The organism is Variovorax sp. NFACC27, assembly GCF_048301545.1.
Classification (GTDB): domain Bacteria; phylum Pseudomonadota; class Gammaproteobacteria; order Burkholderiales; family Burkholderiaceae_C; genus Variovorax; species Variovorax gossypii.
The window spans coordinates 8,193,698-8,212,084 of the sequence record NZ_CP157613.1; the positions used below are offsets into that span (position 1 = coordinate 8,193,698).

Sequence of the window (18,387 nt, forward strand, 5' to 3'; positions counted from 1 at the left end):
CCTTCAGCTCACCGACCGGATCGCGTCGTCGAGTATCTCGAGCCCCCGGTCGAGTTCCTCGGCGCTCACGTTCAGCGGCGGCGCAATGCGCCACACCGCCGCCATGCCGCCGACGGCAACGATGTTCATGCTCAGGCCGCGCTCCATGCAGGCGTCGGTGATGGCCCGGCCGCGCTCGGCGTCGGGCTCGCGGGTCTCGCGGTCTTTCACGAGTTCGACGCCCTGCAGCAGGCCGTGGCCGCGCACGTCGCCGATCACCTCGTGCCGGGCCTTCAGCGTCTCGAGGCCCGCGCGCAGCCGCTTGCCCATCTCGGCGGCGCGGCGGGCGAGGTCTTCCTCCTCCAGCACGTCGAGCACCGCCAGCGCAACCTCGGCCGGCAGCGGGTCGGACACGTGCGAGGTGACGTGCACGAAGCCCTTGTCGTGGCAGTCCTGCTCGATGGCCTCGCTGGTGATAGCCGCGCCGATGGCAACGCCGCCGCCCAGCGTCTTTGACACGGTGAGGATGTCGGGCACCACATCGGCCTGTTCGAAGGCGAAGTTGGCGCCCATGCGGCCGAAGGCGGTCTGAGCCTCGTCGAGGATCAGCAGCATGCCGCGCTCGCGGCACTTCTCCTTGAGCTTCGGAAAGTAGCCCCTGGGCGGCACGATCACGCCGCCCGAGCTGAGCACCGGCTCGGCGATGAAGGCCGCGAGCGAACCGCTGGATTGCGCGTCGACCATGTCGAAGCCCACGTCCAGGCAGGTGGTGTCGCAGGCGTCGCGGCAGTGCCGCACCGGGCAGCGGTAGCAGTTGGGCGCCGGAATGGACATGGTGCCCGGCTTGCGCGGCCCGTAGTCCACGTGATGCCGGCCGGCGAAGGTGAGCGAGGCGATGCCGCCGGTCACGCCGTGCCAGCCGCCGTTGAGGCCCACGATCTCGTAGCGGCCGGTGGTCACCCGCGCCATGCGAACCGCGGCCTCGTTGGCCTCGCCGCCGGTCGAGAGGAAGATCGATTTCGACAACGATGGCGGCAGCATCGACGCCAGCCGCCCGGCCAGCGCCGGCACGGCCGGCCCGACGAAGCCGCTGTAGAGGTGCAGCGCGCCCTCGCAGGCCTTCTGGATGGCCGCGACGATGCGCGGATGGTTGTGGCCGATGGTGGCGCACATCTGGCCCGAGGTGAAGTCGAGGATCTCTCGGCCTTGCTGGTCCCACAGCGTGGCGCCGCGCGCCTTGACGATCACGTGCGGGCTGAGCCCCATGCCGTAGCGCACGAGGTGCCTGCTGGCCACGGGGTCGTAGGTTGCGCCTTCTGCCATCGGATGCTCCTTTTCGTGGGGGATGCGGGCAGCGTAGCCAGCGGCCGGAGAATCCGGTGTCGTTGTGAGGGCCTCAAAGCGAATCCGATTGCCCGGGCGTTGCGCCACACTGGCGGCACCATGAAAACCGGCACCCTCGATCTCGATCGCATCGACCAGTGCATCCTCGCCGAGCTGCAGGCCGACGCGGGCCTGCAGAACCAGACGCTGGCCGAGCGCGTGAACCTCTCGCCCTCGGCCTGCCTCAAGCGCGTGCAGCGGCTGCGGCGCGCGGGCGTGATCCGCGAGGAGGTGGCGATCCTCGACGCCGCGCGCGTGGGCTTTCCGGTGCTGGTGATCTCGCGGGTCGCGCTGCGCAGCACCACGCGCGAGGCGATCCAGGCCTTCGAGCGCAAGGTGCATGCGCTGCCGCAGGTGCTGCAGTGCCACTGCGTGGCGGGCGACACCGACTTCGTGCTCGTGATCTGCGCGCGCTCGCTGCCCGAGTACCAGGCCTTCGCGCAGGAGCAGCTGGGCGACGCGCTGGAGCTGGAGAACTACTCGAGCGACGTGGTGCTGTCGACCACGAAGTTCACCACGCAGCTGCCGCTGGACCGGGCCTGAGCGCTACAGCAGCGCCGCCAGCCGCCGGATGGCGCCGTCGATCTGCGACTCGCCGATGAGGCCGTAGCCGAAGGCCAGGCCGTTGGGTGCATCGGGTGCGCTCGACTCCGGCGCATAGCGCGACAACGGCGGCAGCGTGATGCCCGCCGCGGCCGCGCGTTCCACCACGACGTGGTCGCGCGCGCCGCCGTGCAGCCATGTCGACAGGTGCAGGCCCGCGCTGGAAGGAATCACTTCCAGCCGGCCCGCGCCGTGGCGCGCCAGGGCTTCGAGCAGCGCGGTGCGCCGCGCGGCGTAGAGCTTGCGCATCTTGCGGATGTGGCGCGCCAGGTGGCCTTCGGCGATGAAGGCGGCGAGCGCCTCCTGCCCGAGCACCGGGCCGTGCCAGTCGGCCAGCTCGCGCGATCTCACCAGCGCCGCGCGCGCCCAGGGCGGCGCCACCACGAAGCCCAGGCGCAGGGCGGGAAAGAGGCTCTTCGAGAAGGTGCCGACGTAGAAGACCGACTCGGCGCGGTCCAGCGTCTGCAGCGCATCGAGCGGGCGGCCGGCGAAGCGGAACTCGCTGTCGTAGTCGTCCTCGACGATCACCGCGTCGCGCTCGCGCGCGAAGGCCAGCAGCGCGGCACGGCGCTGCGGCGACATCGCGACGCCGGTCGGGAACTGGTGCGAGGGCGTGACGCACACCACGCGCGCCTCGGGCGGGATGCGCTCCACGCACAGGCCTTCGGCGTCGGTGGGCACCGTCACCACCTTCGCGCCCGCGGCCAGCATGGCTTCGCGCAGCGAGGGATAGAAAAGCTGCTCGACCGCGACCACCGTGCGCCCCGGCACGACCAGGATGCGCGCGAGCAGCCCGAAGGCCTGCTGCGCGCCGGCCGTGACCACGATGTCGTCGGCGGTGCAGCCGACCGCGCGCGTGAACGACACGTGCCCGGCGATCGCCTCGCGCAGCGAGGCCTGGCCCTGCGGATCGGCGTAGTCGGCCGTCTGGCGCGCGATGCGGCGCAGGGCGCGGTCGCTCAGGCGGCGCCAGATGTCGAAGGGAAAGAGGCTCACGTCGGGCAGGCCGACGCGGAAGTCGTCGCGCGCGGGCTGCGGCTGCAGGGTGGGGGCGAGGTCGGCGCCCGGCACGCCCGGCGGCACCAGCCGGGGGTCGCGCCGGAGCGCCAGGGACTTTCGGGGGGCTCGGCCGCGCCGCGATGCCGGCAGCGTGTCGGCCACGTAGGTGCCGGCGCCGGGGCGGGCCAGCAGGTAGCCCTCGCTCAGCAGCAGGTCGTAGGCCGCCAGCATGGTGTTGCGCGACACGCCAAGACGCTGCGCCAGCGCGCGCGTGGCGGGCAGGCGGGCGCCGGGCTGCAGCCGGCCGTCGAGGATGGCGCCGCGCAGCTGGCGATGCAGCTCACGCAGCAGGTCGCGCGAGCCGGCTGGCGGCAGGCGGATGGCGAGTTCGAAAAGTGGCTCCATGAACTTCGCTGATTGTGGTTCTTTTGAAGAGCCAATTGCAAACCTATTCTGGAGGCACTGAACACACTTTCCACGGAGTCATTCGTCATGAACAACACGGCTCTTTCCTCCTCCCCCTCCCCCTCCTCCTCGCCGCAACCGGCCGGGCGCCTGCCGCTGAGCCTGGGCTGGCTGGCGCTGGGCGCCTTCGCCATCGGCACCGAGAGCTTCATGGTCGCGGGGCTGCTGCCGGTGCTGGCGGCCGACCTGCATGTCAGCGCCGCGCGCGCGGGGCAGCTGGTGCTGCTGTTCGCGCTGAGCTATGCCATCGGCTCGCCGGTGATGGCGGCGCTGCTGGCGCGCTTCGGGCGCCGGCGGCTGCTGGTCGCGAGCCTCGCGATCTTTTCCGGGCTGACGCTGGCCGCGTCGATGGCGCACGGCTTCATGCAGCTGGCGCTGGCGCGCGTCGCGCTGGGGCTGGTGGCCGGCGTGTTCCTGCCGACGGCGAGCGCGGTGGCTGCGGTGATGGTGTCGCCCGCGCTGCGCGGCCGGGCGCTGGCCATCGTGACCGGCGGCGGCACGGTGGCGGTCGCGCTCGGCGTGCCGCTGGGCGCGTGGATCGCGGGCTGGGGCGGCTGGCGCACGGCCTACCTGCTGATCGCCGCGGTGGCGGCGCTCGCCACCTGGGGCCTCGCGCTGGGGCTGCCGCGCGAACTGGCGCAGGCACCGGCCGCCGGGAAGCAGGCGCCGGCCTTCGCGGTAGCCCGCGAGCCGGGCGTGCTGCCGGGGCTGCTGGTCAGCCTGCTGTGGGCCACGGGCGGCTTCAGCTTCTACACCTACATCGCGCTGTTCCTGTCGAGCACGCTGGGCTTCGGCGCCGAAGGCACGGGCGCGGTGTTCTTCGCCATCGGCGTGGCGGCGGCCGTCGGCACCGCGGCCGGCGGATGGGCCACCGACCGTTTCGGCGCCGACCGCATGGCGCAGGGCTTCGCGCTGATGCTGGTGCTGATCCTTGGCGGGCTCTCGCTCTCGGCGCAGATGCTGCCGCGCGGGCTGGCGCTACCAGCGATCGTGGGGCTGTCGGCGCTGTGGGGCTTCGCGGGCTGGGGTTTCGGGCCGGCTCAGGCGGTGCGGCTGATCCGGCTGGCGCCGGAACGCGCGCCGATGACGCTGTCGCTCAACGCCTCGGCGATCTACCTGGGCATCGCGGCGGGCTCGGGCCTAGGCGGGGTGGCGATCGACCTGTTCGGCGTCGGCACGGTGGGCTGGGTGGGCGCGGCCTGCCAGTTCGCAGGCCTGATGCTGCTGCTGCGCGCCGCACGCCGGGCGCACGCGGCCTGCGCCACACCGACAGAACTATGTTTTCGATAGCAAAAAGCGCTTGCACGACGGCCCTTCGGGGCCTTTTTCTTTTAGTCGTTGTTTTAAGACAAGCAACTGTCATGCCCCGCAAGCTATAATGTCGGGTTCGTTTCGATACCACGGCGAAGAAGATTTCGTCATTACCGCCGGCAAACCTGCGCCGCCTCGGAAATTCTCCAGGCCTCCCCGCTCGGCAAGCCGGCTTTCACAGTGTGTTGGAGTGCCAGAAGACCGGCGCCCATGATGGCCACCACTGCCGTCGTTCCTGTTGAAGCGAACCGCGCGTCCGTCTCGCGCTCCCGTACGCGGGCTGAAACAATCACACCAATTCAATCTCCAACACACATCGAACGATTCAGAGGTAAGCACAGATGCCAAAGGAAGAACTCATCGAAATGAACGGCGCGGTGACCGAAGTCCTGCCGGACTCGCGCTACCGCGTCACGCTGGACAACGGCCATCAGCTGATCGCCTACAGCGGCGGCAAGATGCGCAAGCATCACATCCGCATCCTGGCCGGCGACAAGGTGTCGCTCGAGCTCTCGCCCTACGACCTGACCAAGGGTCGCATCACCTTCCGTCACCTGGAACGTCGCGGCCCGCCGCCGACGAACTCCGGTTCCGGCGGCTCCGGCAACAACAACGCACCCCGCCGCTGATACCCGACCGACCGAAGGCCTTGCAGCGCTCACATAGGGCGCCGCAAGGCCTTTGTCATTCGTGCGTCCTGCCGGCCATCGAACCATGACCACCCCCGATTCCACGGCCGGCAACGGCGACAACAGCAACGGCTTCGCCGCGCTGGCGCTCTCGCCCCAGATGCTGGCCAACCTCACGCAGCTCGGCTACACGCAGATGACGCCGATCCAGGCAGCAGCGCTGCCGCCGGCGCTGCTCGGCAAGGACCTGATCGCGCAGGCCAAGACCGGCAGCGGCAAGACCGCCGCCTTCGCGCTGGCACTGCTCTCCAACCTGAACCCGCGCCGCTTCGCCGTGCAGGCGATGGTGCTGTGCCCCACGCGCGAGCTGGCCGACCAGGTCACGACCGAGATCCGCCGCCTGGCGCGCGCCGAGGAAAACATCAAGGTGGTCACGCTCTGCGGCGGCGTCGCGCTGCGCGGGCAGGTGGCCAGCCTCGAGCACGGCGCGCACATCGTGGTGGGCACGCCGGGGCGCATCATGGACCACCTCGAGCGCGAGAACCTGAACCTGGAAGCTCTCAACACCCTGGTGCTCGACGAAGCCGACCGCATGCTCGACATGGGCTTCTTCGACGACATCGTGAAGGTGGCGCGCCAGTGCCCGAAGGAGCGCCAGACGCTGCTGTTCTCGGCGACGTACCCCGAGGGCATCGCCAAGCTCGCGCAGCAGTTCATGAAGAGCCCCGAGCAGATCACGGTGCAGGCCCAGCACGAGGGCAGCAAGATTCGCCAGCGCTGGTACCAGGTGGCGGACAACGAGCGCCTCCACACCGTGAGCCTGCTGCTCGACCATTTCCGCCCCGTCAGCACGCTGGCCTTCTGCAACACCAAGCAGCAGTGCCGCGACCTTGTCGACGTGCTGCGCGGCCAGGGCTTCAGTGCGCTGGCCCTCTTCGGCGAGCTGGAGCAGCGCGAGCGCGACCAGGTGCTGGTGCAGTTCGCCAACCGCAGCTGCTCGGTGCTGGTGGCCACCGACGTGGCGGCGCGCGGGCTCGACATCGCGCAGCTCGAAGCCGTGATCAACGTCGACGTGACGCCCGATGCCGAAGTGCACATCCACCGCGTCGGCCGCACCGGCCGCGTGGGGCAGCAGGGCGCGTCGGAAGGCCTTGCGCTGAACCTGGCCAGCATGGACGAGATGGGCAGCGTCGGAAAGATCGAGCAGCTGCAGGGCCGCGAATCGGAATGGCACGAGCTGGCCGAGCTCACGCCGGGCAAGGGCGCGCCGCTGCAGCCGCCCATGGCCACGCTGCAGATCGTGGGCGGGCGCAAGGAAAAGATCCGCGCCGGCGACGTGCTGGGCGCGCTGACTGGCGAATGTGGCTATGCCAAGGAGCAGGTCGGCAAGATCAACGTCAACGAGTTCTCGACCTACGTGGCGGTGGACCGCGTGATCGCAGCCGAGGCAGTGCGCAAGCTCTCCGCCGGCCGCGTGAAGGGCAAGTCGGTCAAGGTGCGGCTGCTGGAGCAGTAGCCGCCTGCGCCGAGGTCGGCGCCACCGGCGCGTCGAGCACCGGGGCCGGTGCGGCATCCGGCGCCGGCACCTCCTGCCGCGCCAGCTTCGCGGCCAGGCGGAACGCCACGATCACCGCCAGTAGTCCGAAGATCGACGAGCCCACGGCCTGGCCGATCAGCACGCCGGCTGCGCCGTAGTGCGAGCCCCACCAGGCGAACGGAATGGTGCCCAGCGTGGCGCGCCCCCAGTTGAAGCCCGTCGACAGCAGCGGATGCCCGAGGTTGTTGAACGAGGCGTTCGCCACGAACAGCCCGCCCGCGAAGAAGAAGCTAGCGGCCAGCCAGCTGCAGAAGAGCGAGATCAGCTGCGCCGCCTGCCCGTCGGCCGAGAACGCGCGGATGATCACGCCCTGTCCGAGCGCGAGCACCAGCCACGCCACGGCCACCGACGCCACCATGAACAGCAGGCTGTCGCGCAGCCCCTCCTGCACGCGACGGAACTGCCCGGCGCCCAGGTTCTGCGCGAGGATCGGCCCGACCGCGCCGCTGAGCGCATAGACCAGCCCGAAGGCAACGGGCGTCAGCCGGTCGATGGTGGCCGCGCCCGCCACCGCCGAGGGCCCGAACTGCGCGACCGAATGCGTGACGAAGGCGGCGCCCACGGGCGTCGCGAGGTTCGTCAGCACCGCCGGCCCGGCCACCGAGCCCAGCGCGCGCGCATCGCCGGCCAGCCGCGACGGCTCGAAGCGCCCGAGCATGCGGTGCCTCACCGCCACGCCGTGCAGCCCGATGGCCGCGAGCACCGTGCGCGAGACCACCGCGCTGATGGCCGCGCCGTCGAGCCCCAGGCCGAAGCCGAAGATCAGGATCGGATCGAGCACCGCCGTCACGAAGGCGCCCGCGAGCGTCACCGTCATCGAGCGGCGCGCATCGCCCACCGAACGCAGCAGCGCCGAAGTCGCCATGCCGATGCCCAGCAGCGGCAGCGTGTGCACCGTCACCGAGAGGTAGCGATGCGCGAGCCGCGCCGTCTCGCCCTCGGCGCCGAGCGCATGCAGCGCGGGATGCAGGAAGAACGCGGTGCCCGTGCCCGCCACCACCGACAGCGCCGTCATCAGCACGAGGCTGGAGGTGCCGATGCGGCGCGCATCCTCGGCTCGCCCCGCGCCCACCGTGCGCGACACCACCGCCGCGATGCCGATGGTCAGCCCGATGCACAGCGAGGCATGGAAGAAGCCCACCACGCCCGCGAAGCCGACCGCCGCGGCGATCTCCTTTTCGCCGAGCAGCGAGATGTAGAAGAGGTTGATGAGGTCGACCGCGAACACCGCGATCAGCCCGATGGCCCCCGTGCCCGCCATCACGCAGACGTGGCGCATCAGCGAGCCCGAAACGAAGCGTGCGCGCCCGACACCACCCGCCGTTGCGGTTATTGGCATATGAAATTCCCGATGTGGCCTAATTGCAGGTTCGAACATCACTTTTACCCGAGCTTTTCATGCCCAAGACATTCCGTACCGAAGCCGAACGCGTTGCCACCCCGAAGCCGACGCCGCTGCCCGGCTACACCGTGCCGCGCTCCGGTGGCGGCCAGAAGGTCAGCCTCGAACGCGGCACCGCAACGCGCAGCAAGAAGAACCCCGGCAAGCGCGCCAAGAAGGGCGGCTGATCCGGCCTTCGGCCTGCCGGCTCCCCGAAGGGGCCACGACGAACGCGCCCCCGGGCGCGTTTTGTCATTGGGGCCGCCGTGCCCAGACCTCCCCCTAGACCCGCGATGTCCGACGACAACCAGATCCTCATCCCGCCCTCGTTCCTCGCCGTCTACTCCGACGCGCGACAGCGCCTGAGCGAGCCGGTCGGCGTGGTGCGCGAGCGCTACGAGATCTGCGAAGACCTCGCCAGCCACCTCGTGGGCCATGCGCAGATCCAGCACCACACCGAGGTGCCGGTCGAGAGCGAGATCCTGCGGCGCATCCACGCCGGGCTGGCCACCCCCGAATCCGGCGTGTCGCCTACCGAGGCCGAATGGGTCGTGCGGCGGCTGGCCGAACTGCTGGGCTGGGAAGACCCCGGGCCGATGTCCGGCGCCGACTGAGCCCCAGCGGGAGCCGGCAATGCTGCTCAAGGTCGGGGAACTCGCCAGGCACACCGGCCTCACGGTGCGCACGCTGCACCACTACGACGCCATCGGCCTGCTGGCGCCCTCCGCGCGCTCCGAGGCCGGCTACCGGCTCTACGACGCGGCCGACGTCGCCCGCCTGCACGCGATCCAGGCGCTGCGGCTGCTGGGACTGCCGCTGGCCGAGATAGGCGCCCTGCTGGGCAAGGAGGGCGGTTCGATGCCCGCCATCATCGCGCGGCAGATCGAATCGCTCGACCAGCAGATCGCGCAGGCCACCGCCCTGCGCGAGCGGCTCGGCCTGCTGCAGCAGCGCCTGGACGAAGGCGCCCAGCCCGACATGAAGGACTGGCTGGACACGCTCGAGAAGATGACCACCTACGGGCGCTATTTCAGCCCCGCTGAGATCAGGTCGTTCATGGCCAACTGGAAGACCGTGGCCGACCGGTGGCCGCCGCTGGTGGCCGAGGTGGCCGCGCTGATGTCGCGCGGCGTGCCGGCCAGCGCCCCCGAGGTGCAGCCGCTGGCCGCCCGCTGGATGATGCTGATGGGCCAGTGGATGGACGGCAGCTTCGACCTCATCACGCGCTGGGGCGAGATGTACCGGCGCGAGCCCGTGGCGCGCAGTGACGACGGGCCTCCCGCCGAACTGCTGGATTACATCGGCGAAGCGATCGGCATACGCATGGCCGCGCTGCTGCGCCACCTGACCACCGACGATCTCGCGCACCTGAGCCGCCCGCCCGAAGACGAATGGCGGCGCCTGGCGGGCGAACTCGCCGCGCTGAAGGCGCGCGGCGTCCCGCCCGACGACGAGCGGGTGCAGACCATCGCGCGCGAATGGGCGCGCCTGTTCGACGCCTTCACCGGCCACGACCCCGGCCTGGCAGCCCGCCTGATGCAGGCGATGAACGCAGAGCCCGTGCTGCAGGCCGCCGCGGTGACCACGCCCGAAGTGCGCGACTACCTGCTGCGTGCCATGGCCGTGCTGCAGCAGAAAAATCCGCCGCCGACCGCCGCCAGCGCTTGACCCTGACGTTGCGTGAGGCCCGACAGTGGGCCGCATGAACAACGCACAACCCCTTTCGCAAAGGCTCCACGCGCTCGACAACCTCCGCGCCCTGATGATGTGGCTCGGCATCGTGCTGCACGTGGCGGTCAACCATCTCACGATCGAATCGCCGCTGCCTTGGCGCGATCCGAAGACATCGCCGGCGGCCGACCTGCTGGTGCTCTTCATCCACAGCTTCCGCATGCCGGTGTTCTTCCTGCTGGCCGGTTTCTTCGCCGCGCTGCTGGTCGAGCGACGCGGCGCGAACGGCATGTTGAAGAACCGTGGCCTGCGGCTGGCGCTGCCCTTCGCGATCTTCTGGCCGCTGCTGTTCGCGGCGACCACCGTGCTGGCGATGGTCTACATCCATCTCACCGTGCGCGGCGTGCCTGGCATCGACCCCACGCTGACGCCGGCGCGGCAGCCCGGTGGGTCGCCCTTCAACACCATGCACCTGTGGTTTCTCTACCAGCTGCTCTGGCTCTGCGTGCTGGCATGGGCCGCCGTGCGGCTGCAGCGCTTCGTGCCGGCGCGGCTGCGCGATGCGCTGGCCGGTGGCTTCACGACGCTCGTCGAACGGCGCTGGGGCTTCGTGGTGCTCGCGCTGCCGCTGGCGGTCGTCGGCGCCTTCTATCCGTCGGGCATGGTCACGGTGAGCGGCTCGTTCCTGCCGCCGCTGGGCGAATGGGTGCAGAGCGGCCTGTTCTTCCTGGTCGGCTGGCACGTGCACGGCCAGCGGGAGCGGTTGCTGGCGCTCTTCGCGGCGCGCTGCAAGGGCTACGCGGCGGCCGGGCTGGTGTTCCTCGTCGCGACGGTGATGCTTCTTGGCGCCTCGCGCGGCGCCGGTGCGCATCGCCTTCCGCATCCGGAGTTCTGGATCGCCTTCGCCTACAACGCGACCGCATGGCTCTGGAGCCTGGCCCTCGTCGGCGCCTTCGTGCGCTACCTGCCGCGCCAGAACGCGGTGCTGGCCTACCTGTCTCAGAGCGCGTACTGGGTGTACCTGGTGCACATGCTCGGCACCATCGGCTTCGGCATCCTGCTGTTCCATGCACCGCTCGGTGTGGTCGCGAAGATGGGCCTGAACATCCTGGCCACCTCGCTGGTAGCACTCGCCAGCTACCAGCTGCTGGTGCGCCGCACCTTCGTGGGCAGGCTGCTCAACGGTCAGCGCGCGGAAAAGCGCTCGACCAGGAAATCGACGAAGGCCCGCGTCTTCGCCGCCAGGTGACGCGAGGGATAGACGGCGTACACGGGCGTCTCGTCCGCCTGCCAGTCCTCGAGCACCGCCTCCAGACGGCCCGATGCCAGCTCGGCCTCGACGTAGATGCGCGGGATCAGGCTCAGGCCGAAGCCCGCGAGCAGCGCGTCGCGCACGGCGATGCTTGAGCTGACCTTGTAGCGCCCGTCGATCGGCACCGCCACGCTGCGGCCGCCGCGCGTGAAGGTCCATTTGTTCGCATGGCCCGACAGCGTGAACTGCACGCACTCGCGGGCCTTCAGGTCCTCGGGCTGCGCGGGCCGGCCGGCGGCGGCGAAGTAGGCGGGCGAGCCGCACAGCACGTGGTCCATGGTCATGAGCTTGCGCGCGACGAGGCTCGAATCCTCCAGGCGGTCGCTGCCGCGTATGGCCAGGTCGTAGCCCTCGCCGATGATGTCCGAGCGGGTGTCCTGCAGGTTCAGCTCCAGCCGCAGGTTCGGATAGCGGCCCATGAACTCGGGAATGGCCGGCGACAGCAACGTGAGCGCGAAGGTCAGTGGCGCGCTCACGCGCAGCACGCCGCCGGGGCTGCTGCCCATGGGCGCCAGCGCCGCGTCGGCCTCACTCAGCTCGTCGAGGATGCGCGACAGGCGCTCGAAGTACGCCGCGCCCGCCTCGGTCAGGCTCATCTGCCGCGTGGTGCGGTTGATGAGCCGCACCTTCAGGTGCGCCTCCAGCTCCGCGATGTTCTTGCTGACGGCCGCGGCCGAGAGCCCCATCTGCCGCGCCGCCCCGGCGAAGCTGCCCGTGGCGGCGGCTGTGCGGAAGACTTTGAGGGCGGTGAGGTGGTCCATGCCTGATTGACGACTGTCGGTAAAGAATCAATTCATTATTCGGACATTCACAACCACCGGTCAACTCACTAGATTCGAGGCATGACCAGCCGCACCACCGACATCCTTCTCACCGCCACGGCGCCCGCCATCTGGGGCAGCACCTACATCGTCACCACCGAGCTGCTGCCCGCGAACTACCCGCTGACGGTGGCGCTGCTGCGCGCGCTGCCGGCGGGCCTGCTGCTGATGGCGATCGTGCGGCAGCTGCCCGAGCGGGCATGGTGGGGGCGCATCTTCATCCTGGGCGCGCTGAACTTCTCGGTGCTGTGGGCGATGCTGTTTCTCGCGGCCTACCGGCTGCCGGGCGGCGTGGCGGCCACCATCACCTCGGTGCAGCCGCTCTTCGTGGTGTTCCTCGCCAGCATCTTCCTGGGCTCGCCGGTGCGAATGCTCTCCGTGGCGGCTGCGGTGGTCGGCATCGGGGGTGTCGCCCTGCTGGTGCTGACGCCGAACGCGGCGCTCGATGCGCTGGGCATCGCGGCCGCCATCGCCGCGGCGACGTCGATGGCCTTCGGCACGGTGCTGAGCCGGCGCTGGCAGCCGCCGGTGTCGGCGCTGACCTTCACCGCGTGGCAGCTCACCGCCGGCGGCCTGCTGCTGCTGCCGGTAGCGCTGCTGCTGGAGCCGCCGCTGCCCGCGCTCACGCTGCACAACTGGATCGGCTTCGGCTGGCTGGGCCTGGTGGGCGCCGCGATGACCTACATCGTGTGGTTCCGCGGCGTGGCCCGGCTGGAGCCCTCGACCATCGCGCCGCTGGCCTTCCTGAGCCCGGTGACGGCCGTGATCCTCGGCTGGGCGTTGCTCGGCCAGGCGCTATCGACCTGGCAGGTGCTGGGCATCTTCATCGTGATCGCGAGCATCTGGCTGAGCCAGCACGCGCAGCGCGGCGGACAGCCGGCGGCGAGGCCCGCCGCAGCGGCCGCGCGCTAGACAGCCTGCGCGGTGGCGCGCTTCAGCAGGCTCAGGTAGCCCGGCTGCACTTCCATGCGCGCGATGGCGTCCTGCCGTCGCAGCAGCCGGTGCGCCTTCGGCAGCGCCCAGCAGGGCAGGCTGGTGAACATGTGATGCTCGCAGTGGTAGTTGACCCAGTAGGGCGCCACCAGCGTACGTTCCAGCCAGCCGGCATGCGTGGTGCGGGCCTGCCGCATCGGATCGGCCTCGTTCTGCGCGACCAGCGCATGCTCGGCGATGTTGCGCACGCGGCTCACCAGCGGCAGCCAGGTCGCCATCGGCAGCAGCCACATCGCGAGCCATGCCCACCAGTAGCCGGCGAGCGCGAAGGCGAGAAAGCCCAGGCCGTTGGCAATGAGGAACCGCCGGTCCTTCGCGAGTTCGCGGCCGAAAGCCTTCAGCGCCGACTCGCCTGGCGCGCGCTTGCGGATGCCCTCGGCGATGTGCCCGAAGCGCTGCTTGTAGAAGGTCTGCCCGCTCAGGTCGCGCACCACCTTGCGCCACATCGAGGCGCGCGTGATAGGGAAGGGCGCCGACAGCACCAGGTCCGGGTCTTCGTTCTGCTGCACGAAGCGGTGGTGCTGCAGGTGATAGGGCCGGTAGTCGCGCAGCGTCGACGAGCACAGCCAGTAGCCCACCCAGTCGTTGACCTTGCGGTTGCGATGCAGGGCCGCGTGCGCCGCGTCGTGCATGAGGATGAAGAGGCCCAGCTGCCGGGCCCCGACGATCGGCACCACGAGCGGGATGGTCCACGGCCACACGATGCCGACGAGCATCGCGGCGCCGATCACGCCCCAGCAATGCAGCACCAGCCACAGGCCCTTCCACGACGAACGCGTGGTGAGCGACTGCCACTCCTCGGTGGTGAAGAAGTCTTCGGGTTGGGCTCGGGGTGCGACGGCCATGCGGGCCAGTATGCGCCGCGAGGCCGCCTCGGAACACGCGGAATTGCCCGGAGGCCAGGAGCGAGGAGCGAGTCCATTCGGCCTACTTGCGCCCCCTGCCTGCGTGCTAGTTGTCGATGATCTTGCGCGCGAAGACTTCGAGGTAGTCCATCAGCCGGTTGGCGCCCGCGATGGCGGCCGCCTCGTCGCCCGTGGCGATGCCCTGCGCCAGTTCGAGGTGCGCGTTCGCGCCCTCGACGATCTCGCCCTCGTGCTGGTAGGCGTACCAGAAGCGCCGGCACTGCACGATGGGCGGGATCACCGCGCGCACCGCCGAGTCGTTGTGGCTCGCCTGATGGTTGACGAGGTCGAGCGCGCGGTCGGCCTGCATGTAGTCGTTGAGATCGCCGCGGCCCGCGGCCTCGACCATCATCTCGGCGCAGCGCACGATCTCCTTGCGTTGCTGCGCGGTGGCGCGGCGCGCGGAGCAGGCGGCGATCAGCAGCTCGAGCACGCGCCGGGTCTGGATCACGTCGAGGTGGTCGGCCAGGTCGATGGTCGACACCAGCAGCCCGCGCCGCGGCTGCTGCACGATGAGGCCGATGGACACCATGCGCATCAGCGCCTCGCGCACCGGCGTGCGGCCCAGCCCGGTGCGCTCCGCGAGATCGGCCTCGACGATCTGGCTGCCGGGCTGCAGCTGCATGGTCGACAGCAGCGTCTCGATGGCGTCGTAGGCCTCGTCGGCGGCGCGGCGCTTGGGCGGTGGACGGGATGCGGCGGGATTCTTCGGGGAGGCCATGGTCTTCTTCTGCGGATGCTGCGGCGTCATTGTCGGGCGTCCGCGTCGGCCGCGGCTTCGCCGAGGCCCGCGAGCGTCGCGATGCGCACCGGCGACAGCGGCGGGCGCGGCGCGGGCGGCGTCCATCCGAAGAGGAACTGCGCGGCGTCGCCGCAGACTCGGCCCTGGCAGGCGCCCATGCCGCAGCGGCGGTGCAGCTTGGCGTCGGTCCAGCCGGAGCAGCCTTGCAGCGAAGACAACGGCACGTCTTCGCAGCGGCAGACGAGCGTGTCGGCCTTCGGCATCGTCCGGATGTCGGCGGCCAGCGCGAAGCTGCGGTGCAGCTGCGCGGCGAAGGCGTCCCAGCGGTCGCGCTCGCCTTCATGGGCTTTCGCCGCGCGCTCGTCGCCCACCGCGGCATAGCCGGCGATGGCGCCCTGCGCAAGCGCGCGCTCGCTGCCGCCGAAGCCGGTGCATTCGCCTGCCGCGTAGACGCCGGCGATGCTGGTGGCCTGGAGCACGTCGACAGACAGGCCGCCCGCAGGCGCGAGAGTGCAACCGAGCATGCGGCCGAGCTGTGTATTGGGCACGAGGCCGAAGCCGCAGGCGATGCGGTCGCAGGCGATTTCGACCTCCGTTCCGTTGCCCTGCTGTAGGCGCGCCGACTCGACCTGCGTCGTGCCCTGCGCCGAGACGATGCGCGACGAGGTGCGGTACTGCGGATCGGCCAGCGTCACCGCCTGCGCGGCCTTGCCCGGCCAGCGCGCAAGGCTGGCGCCGAAGCGCGCGACCGAGGCGAACGATGCCTGCTCGGCGATGCGCAACACCTTGGCGCCTACCGCGCGCGCCGTCGCGGCGGCGGCAAGCAGCAGCGGGCCGCTGCCTGCGATGACGATGCGCTCGCCTTCGACCGGCAGGCCGGCCTTGATGAGTGCCTGCAGGCCACCCGCGCCGGTCACGCCGGGCAGCGTCCAGCCCGGAAAAGGCAACAGCAGTTCGCGCGCGCCGGTGCAGAGGATGAGCTTGCCCCATCGCATGCGCGTGGCGCCCTCCGCGTCTTCGAGCAGCAGCTCGCCAGGCGCGGAAGCGGCGACGACGCGCGTGCCGCTGCGCACGCGGATGTTGGCGTGGCGTTCGAGCGCGTCGCGCCACCTGCGCGCGGCAGGCGGCAGCTTCGCGCCGGGGCCGTCGCGCCAGATCTGTCCGCCGGGCGCGGGGTTGTCGTCGATCATGACGATCGATGCGCCGCTCGGTGCAGCGGCCACGGCGGCTGCCATGCCGGCCGGGCCAGCGCCGATGACGAGCACGTCGCAGCGCTCCGACACGACGCCGTTCATTCCGAAGTCTCCACGCGCATGCCTTCGGTGCAGACGGTCTGGCACGCGAGCCTGCGCCGGCCGTCGATCAGCACGCGGCACTCCTGGCATACGCCCATGCCGCAGAAGGGCGCACGCTGCTGGCCGCTGACGGAGGTGCGTGCCACGCCCATGCCGCCGGCCACGCGCAGCGCTGCGGCAACCGAAGTGCCCGCCTGCACGCGGACCAGGTGGCCGTCGATGTTCAGCAGCGTGTGGGCGCTCATGCAGCCTCCCGCAGTCCGCGAGGCGCATAGGGCGCAGCGTCGAAGTCGGGTGTCGAACCGGTCATCAGCGCGGCGAGCAGATGCGCGCTGCCCGGCGCCGTGGTCACGCCGAGACCTTCGTGCCCGACGGCAAGCCAGAGCTTCTCGCGCCACGGATGCTTGCCCAGAAGCGGAAGCCCGTCGGGCGAGGCCGCGCGCATGCCGGTCCACGAACGCAGGGCGTTGAGGTTCGCGAGCCCCGGCAGGTAGTCGAGCGCGCGGCGGAGCATGCGCGCCAGCATCGGCGCCTCGACCGCCGGATCGGTGGTGTCGAACTGGCGCGAGGAGCCGATCAGCAGCTGCCCCGTGGGACGCGGCTGCACGTTGAAGGCGACCGAGTCGCCCTCGCTGTGGTGCGCGCTGGTCACGTAGCCGAGCTCGACCAGCTGGTGGTGCACCGTGCCCGGATAGCGGTCGGTGATGAGCAGGTGGCCCTTCTTCGGGCGTATCGGCAGTTCGGGGCACAGCGTCGTCGCCTGGATGCCGTTGGCGAGTACGACCTGCGGCGCGGCGCGGCGGGTGCCGTCTGCGAGGCGCAGCCTGCCGTCGTCGTCGATGGCCTCGACCTTCGCGTGCTCGACGCGGATCGATGCCTCGTGCTGCGCGAGCAGCCAGCGTGCCGCGTTGGGTGCGTAGAGGATGCCGTCTCCCGGCACTTCGAGCGCGCCCGCGAGGCCCTTGCGCAGCGCCGGTTCGGCGGCCGCGAGCTGATGCGCGTCGAGCAGGCGGCTGTCGATGCCGTCGGCGCGCAGCCGCTGCAGCTTGCGCTCGGCCTCGGCCATCTCTTCGTCGTTCGCGGCGATCCACAGCGTGCCGCAGGCGCTGTACGCGCAGTCTTCGCCCATGCGCGGCGCGAGCTCGCGCCACTGCGCGATCGACCGGCGACTCAGTTCGAGCTCGGCCGGGTTGTCGTCCATCACCACGAGGTGGCCCATGCCCGCGCCGGTGGCGCCGCCGATGCCAGCGTCGAGCACCAGCACCTTCGCGCCGGCACCGGCGAGCGCATGCGCGCACGCGGCGCCGACGATGCCGGCGCCGATGACGATGACGTCCGCGTTCATTCCGACCGATGTCAGAGCCGAATGCCCCAGCCGAAAGGGTCGGCGTCGTCGATCAGCAGCGTGGCCTCGGCGCTGATGTGCGCGCGGCCGCGCAGCGTGGGGATGACGCGGCCTTCGCCGTCGAGCGCGTAGCTGGCCTCGAAGACGCTGCCGATCACGCTGGCCTGCTTCCACACCTCGCCCGGCGCGAGCTTGCCGTCGGCTGCGAGACAGGCGATCTTGGCGCTGGTACCGGTGCCGCAGGGCGAGCGGTCGTAGGCGTTGCCGGGGCACAGCACGAAGTTGCGGCTGTCTGCCCCTTCGCTGTCGTCGGCGAAGAGTTCGATGTGGTCGATCTCGGCGCCGTCGGCACCGGTGATGCCCTGTGCCGCGAGCGCCTTGCGCAATGCGGCGGTGTAGTCGGTCAGCGCGGCGAGGTTGTCGCTCGCCACGCGCTGGCCGTGTTCGCTCACGAGGAAGAACCAGTTGCCGCCCCAGGCCACGTCGCCGCGTACGGTGCCGTGGCCCGGAAGCTCGACCGCCGCCTGCCGCAGGTGCCGGTAGGCGGGCACGTTGCGCACGCTCACCGAGCCGTCTTCGTGCAGCGTGGTGGTCACGGTGCCCACGGGCGTCTCGATGCGGTGCTCGCCGATGCCGATGCGCCCCATGTGCGCGAGGCTCGCGACCAGCCCGATGGTGCCGTGGCCGCACATGCCCAAATAGCCGGCGTTGTTGAAGAAGACGACGCCAGCCGCCGCATCGGCGGAGACCGGCTCGCACAACAGCGCGCCCACCACCACGTCGCTGCCGCGCGGCTCCAGCACGGCGGCGGCACGCCATTTGTCGTGCTGGTCGGCCAGCAGCGCGCGACGCTCGGCCATGCTGCCCTTGCCCAGGTCGGGGAAGCCCCCGATCACCAGGCGCGTGGGCTCGCCGCCCGTGTGTGAGTCGATGACCTGGATGCGCTGCATGCTCGT

The 18,387-nt window shown here is 70.7% G+C and carries 19 protein-coding genes; 9 read left to right on the plus strand and 10 right to left on the minus strand.

Translation table 11 applies throughout. From position 1 onward, the window contains the following. Positions 1-3: 3 nt before the first annotated feature. Complete coding sequence (locus tag ABL840_RS38465; protein ID WP_093300223.1) at positions 4-1,302, minus strand: aspartate aminotransferase family protein; 1,299 nt, start codon at positions 1,300-1,302, stop codon at positions 4-6. A gap of 120 nt (positions 1,303-1,422) precedes the next feature. Between ABL840_RS38465 and ABL840_RS38470 the strand changes: the two genes are divergently transcribed. Further along, complete coding sequence (locus ABL840_RS38470; protein WP_164546862.1) at positions 1,423-1,905, plus strand: Lrp/AsnC family transcriptional regulator; 483 nt, start codon at positions 1,423-1,425, stop codon at positions 1,903-1,905. A gap of 3 nt (positions 1,906-1,908) precedes the next feature. Here the strand turns inward: ABL840_RS38470 and ABL840_RS38475 are convergent, their stop codons facing one another. Continuing rightward, a complete protein-coding gene (locus tag ABL840_RS38475; RefSeq protein WP_093300225.1) occupies positions 1,909-3,369 on the minus strand; it encodes a PLP-dependent aminotransferase family protein in 1,461 nt (486 codons plus the stop codon). Positions 3,370-3,456: 87 nt separating this feature from the next. Between ABL840_RS38475 and ABL840_RS38480 the strand changes: the two genes are divergently transcribed. The 3 genes from ABL840_RS38480 to dbpA all read left to right on the plus strand — a co-directional run bounded on the left by ABL840_RS38480 (position 3,457) and on the right by dbpA (position 6,885). Next, positions 3,457-4,719: an MFS transporter gene (locus ABL840_RS38480; RefSeq protein ID WP_093300226.1), complete on the plus strand. Its 1,263-nt coding sequence runs from the start codon at positions 3,457-3,459 to the stop codon at positions 4,717-4,719. A 362-nt stretch (positions 4,720-5,081) separates the two neighbouring features. After that, positions 5,082-5,369, plus strand: a complete 288-nt coding sequence (gene infA / locus ABL840_RS38485; protein WP_093195906.1) for a translation initiation factor IF-1 — start codon at positions 5,082-5,084, stop codon at positions 5,367-5,369. A gap of 85 nt (positions 5,370-5,454) precedes the next feature. Further along, positions 5,455-6,885 (plus strand): ATP-dependent RNA helicase DbpA, encoded by a 1,431-nt coding sequence (dbpA, locus tag ABL840_RS38490; RefSeq protein ID WP_093300227.1) that lies wholly within the window; start codon positions 5,455-5,457, stop codon positions 6,883-6,885. Here dbpA and ABL840_RS38495 read toward each other — a convergent pair. Continuing rightward, positions 6,860-8,305 (minus strand): MATE family efflux transporter, encoded by a 1,446-nt coding sequence (locus ABL840_RS38495; protein ID WP_093300228.1) that lies wholly within the window; start codon positions 8,303-8,305, stop codon positions 6,860-6,862. The two genes, dbpA and ABL840_RS38495, sit on opposite strands and share 26 nt — an antisense overlap. Before the next feature lie 59 nt (positions 8,306-8,364). Between ABL840_RS38495 and ABL840_RS38500 the strand changes: the two genes are divergently transcribed. From ABL840_RS38500 to ABL840_RS38515, 4 genes are all read left to right on the plus strand, one after another. Further along, positions 8,365-8,535, plus strand: a complete 171-nt coding sequence (locus ABL840_RS38500) for a hypothetical protein (RefSeq protein ID WP_164546861.1) — start codon at positions 8,365-8,367, stop codon at positions 8,533-8,535. 105 nt (positions 8,536-8,640) lie between these two features. Next, entirely contained in the window at positions 8,641-8,961 is a 321-nt protein-coding gene (locus ABL840_RS38505) for a hypothetical protein (RefSeq protein ID WP_093300229.1), read from the plus strand. Positions 8,962-8,980: 19 nt separating this feature from the next. Beyond that, entirely contained in the window at positions 8,981-10,015 is a 1,035-nt protein-coding gene (locus ABL840_RS38510; RefSeq protein WP_093300230.1) for a MerR family transcriptional regulator, read from the plus strand. 34 nt (positions 10,016-10,049) lie between these two features. Then, the gene (locus tag ABL840_RS38515) at positions 10,050-11,267 is read left to right on the plus strand and encodes an acyltransferase family protein (protein WP_093195901.1); all 1,218 of its coding nucleotides are present in this window, start codon (positions 10,050-10,052) and stop codon (positions 11,265-11,267) included. Here ABL840_RS38515 and ABL840_RS38520 read toward each other — a convergent pair. Continuing rightward, positions 11,204-12,091 (minus strand): LysR family transcriptional regulator, encoded by an 888-nt coding sequence (locus ABL840_RS38520; protein WP_093300231.1) that lies wholly within the window; start codon positions 12,089-12,091, stop codon positions 11,204-11,206. The two genes, ABL840_RS38515 and ABL840_RS38520, sit on opposite strands and share 64 nt — an antisense overlap. An 81-nt stretch (positions 12,092-12,172) precedes the next feature. Between ABL840_RS38520 and ABL840_RS38525 the strand changes: the two genes are divergently transcribed. Next, positions 12,173-13,063: an EamA family transporter gene (locus tag ABL840_RS38525; protein WP_093300233.1), complete on the plus strand. Its 891-nt coding sequence runs from the start codon at positions 12,173-12,175 to the stop codon at positions 13,061-13,063. Here ABL840_RS38525 and ABL840_RS38530 read toward each other — a convergent pair. From ABL840_RS38530 to ABL840_RS38555, 6 genes are all read right to left on the minus strand, one after another. Further along, positions 13,060-13,989 carry a fatty acid desaturase family protein gene (locus ABL840_RS38530; RefSeq protein WP_093300235.1) on the minus strand — a complete coding sequence of 310 codons (930 nt, stop codon included), beginning with the start codon at positions 13,987-13,989 and terminating at the stop codon, positions 13,060-13,062. The genes ABL840_RS38525 and ABL840_RS38530 overlap by 4 nt on opposite strands. 106 nt (positions 13,990-14,095) lie before the next feature. Next, positions 14,096-14,770 (minus strand): GntR family transcriptional regulator, encoded by a 675-nt coding sequence (locus ABL840_RS38535; protein ID WP_093196177.1) that lies wholly within the window; start codon positions 14,768-14,770, stop codon positions 14,096-14,098. Between the two features lie 26 nt (positions 14,771-14,796). Beyond that, complete coding sequence (locus tag ABL840_RS38540; protein ID WP_093300236.1) at positions 14,797-16,086, minus strand: NAD(P)/FAD-dependent oxidoreductase; 1,290 nt, start codon at positions 16,084-16,086, stop codon at positions 14,797-14,799. Beyond that, positions 16,083-16,331 (minus strand): (2Fe-2S)-binding protein, encoded by a 249-nt coding sequence (locus ABL840_RS38545; protein ID WP_093300238.1) that lies wholly within the window; start codon positions 16,329-16,331, stop codon positions 16,083-16,085. Before ABL840_RS38545 ends, ABL840_RS38540 begins: the two co-directional genes overlap by 4 nt. Then, on the minus strand, positions 16,328-17,431 hold the full coding sequence (locus tag ABL840_RS38550; protein WP_093300242.1) for an NAD(P)/FAD-dependent oxidoreductase: 1,104 nt from the start codon (positions 17,429-17,431) through the stop codon (positions 16,328-16,330). The genes ABL840_RS38545 and ABL840_RS38550 overlap by 4 nt, the downstream gene beginning before the upstream one ends. A gap of 11 nt (positions 17,432-17,442) precedes the next feature. Next, entirely contained in the window at positions 17,443-18,381 is a 939-nt protein-coding gene (locus tag ABL840_RS38555; protein WP_093300243.1) for a 4-hydroxyproline epimerase, read from the minus strand. Between the last annotated feature and the right edge of the window lie 6 nt (positions 18,382-18,387).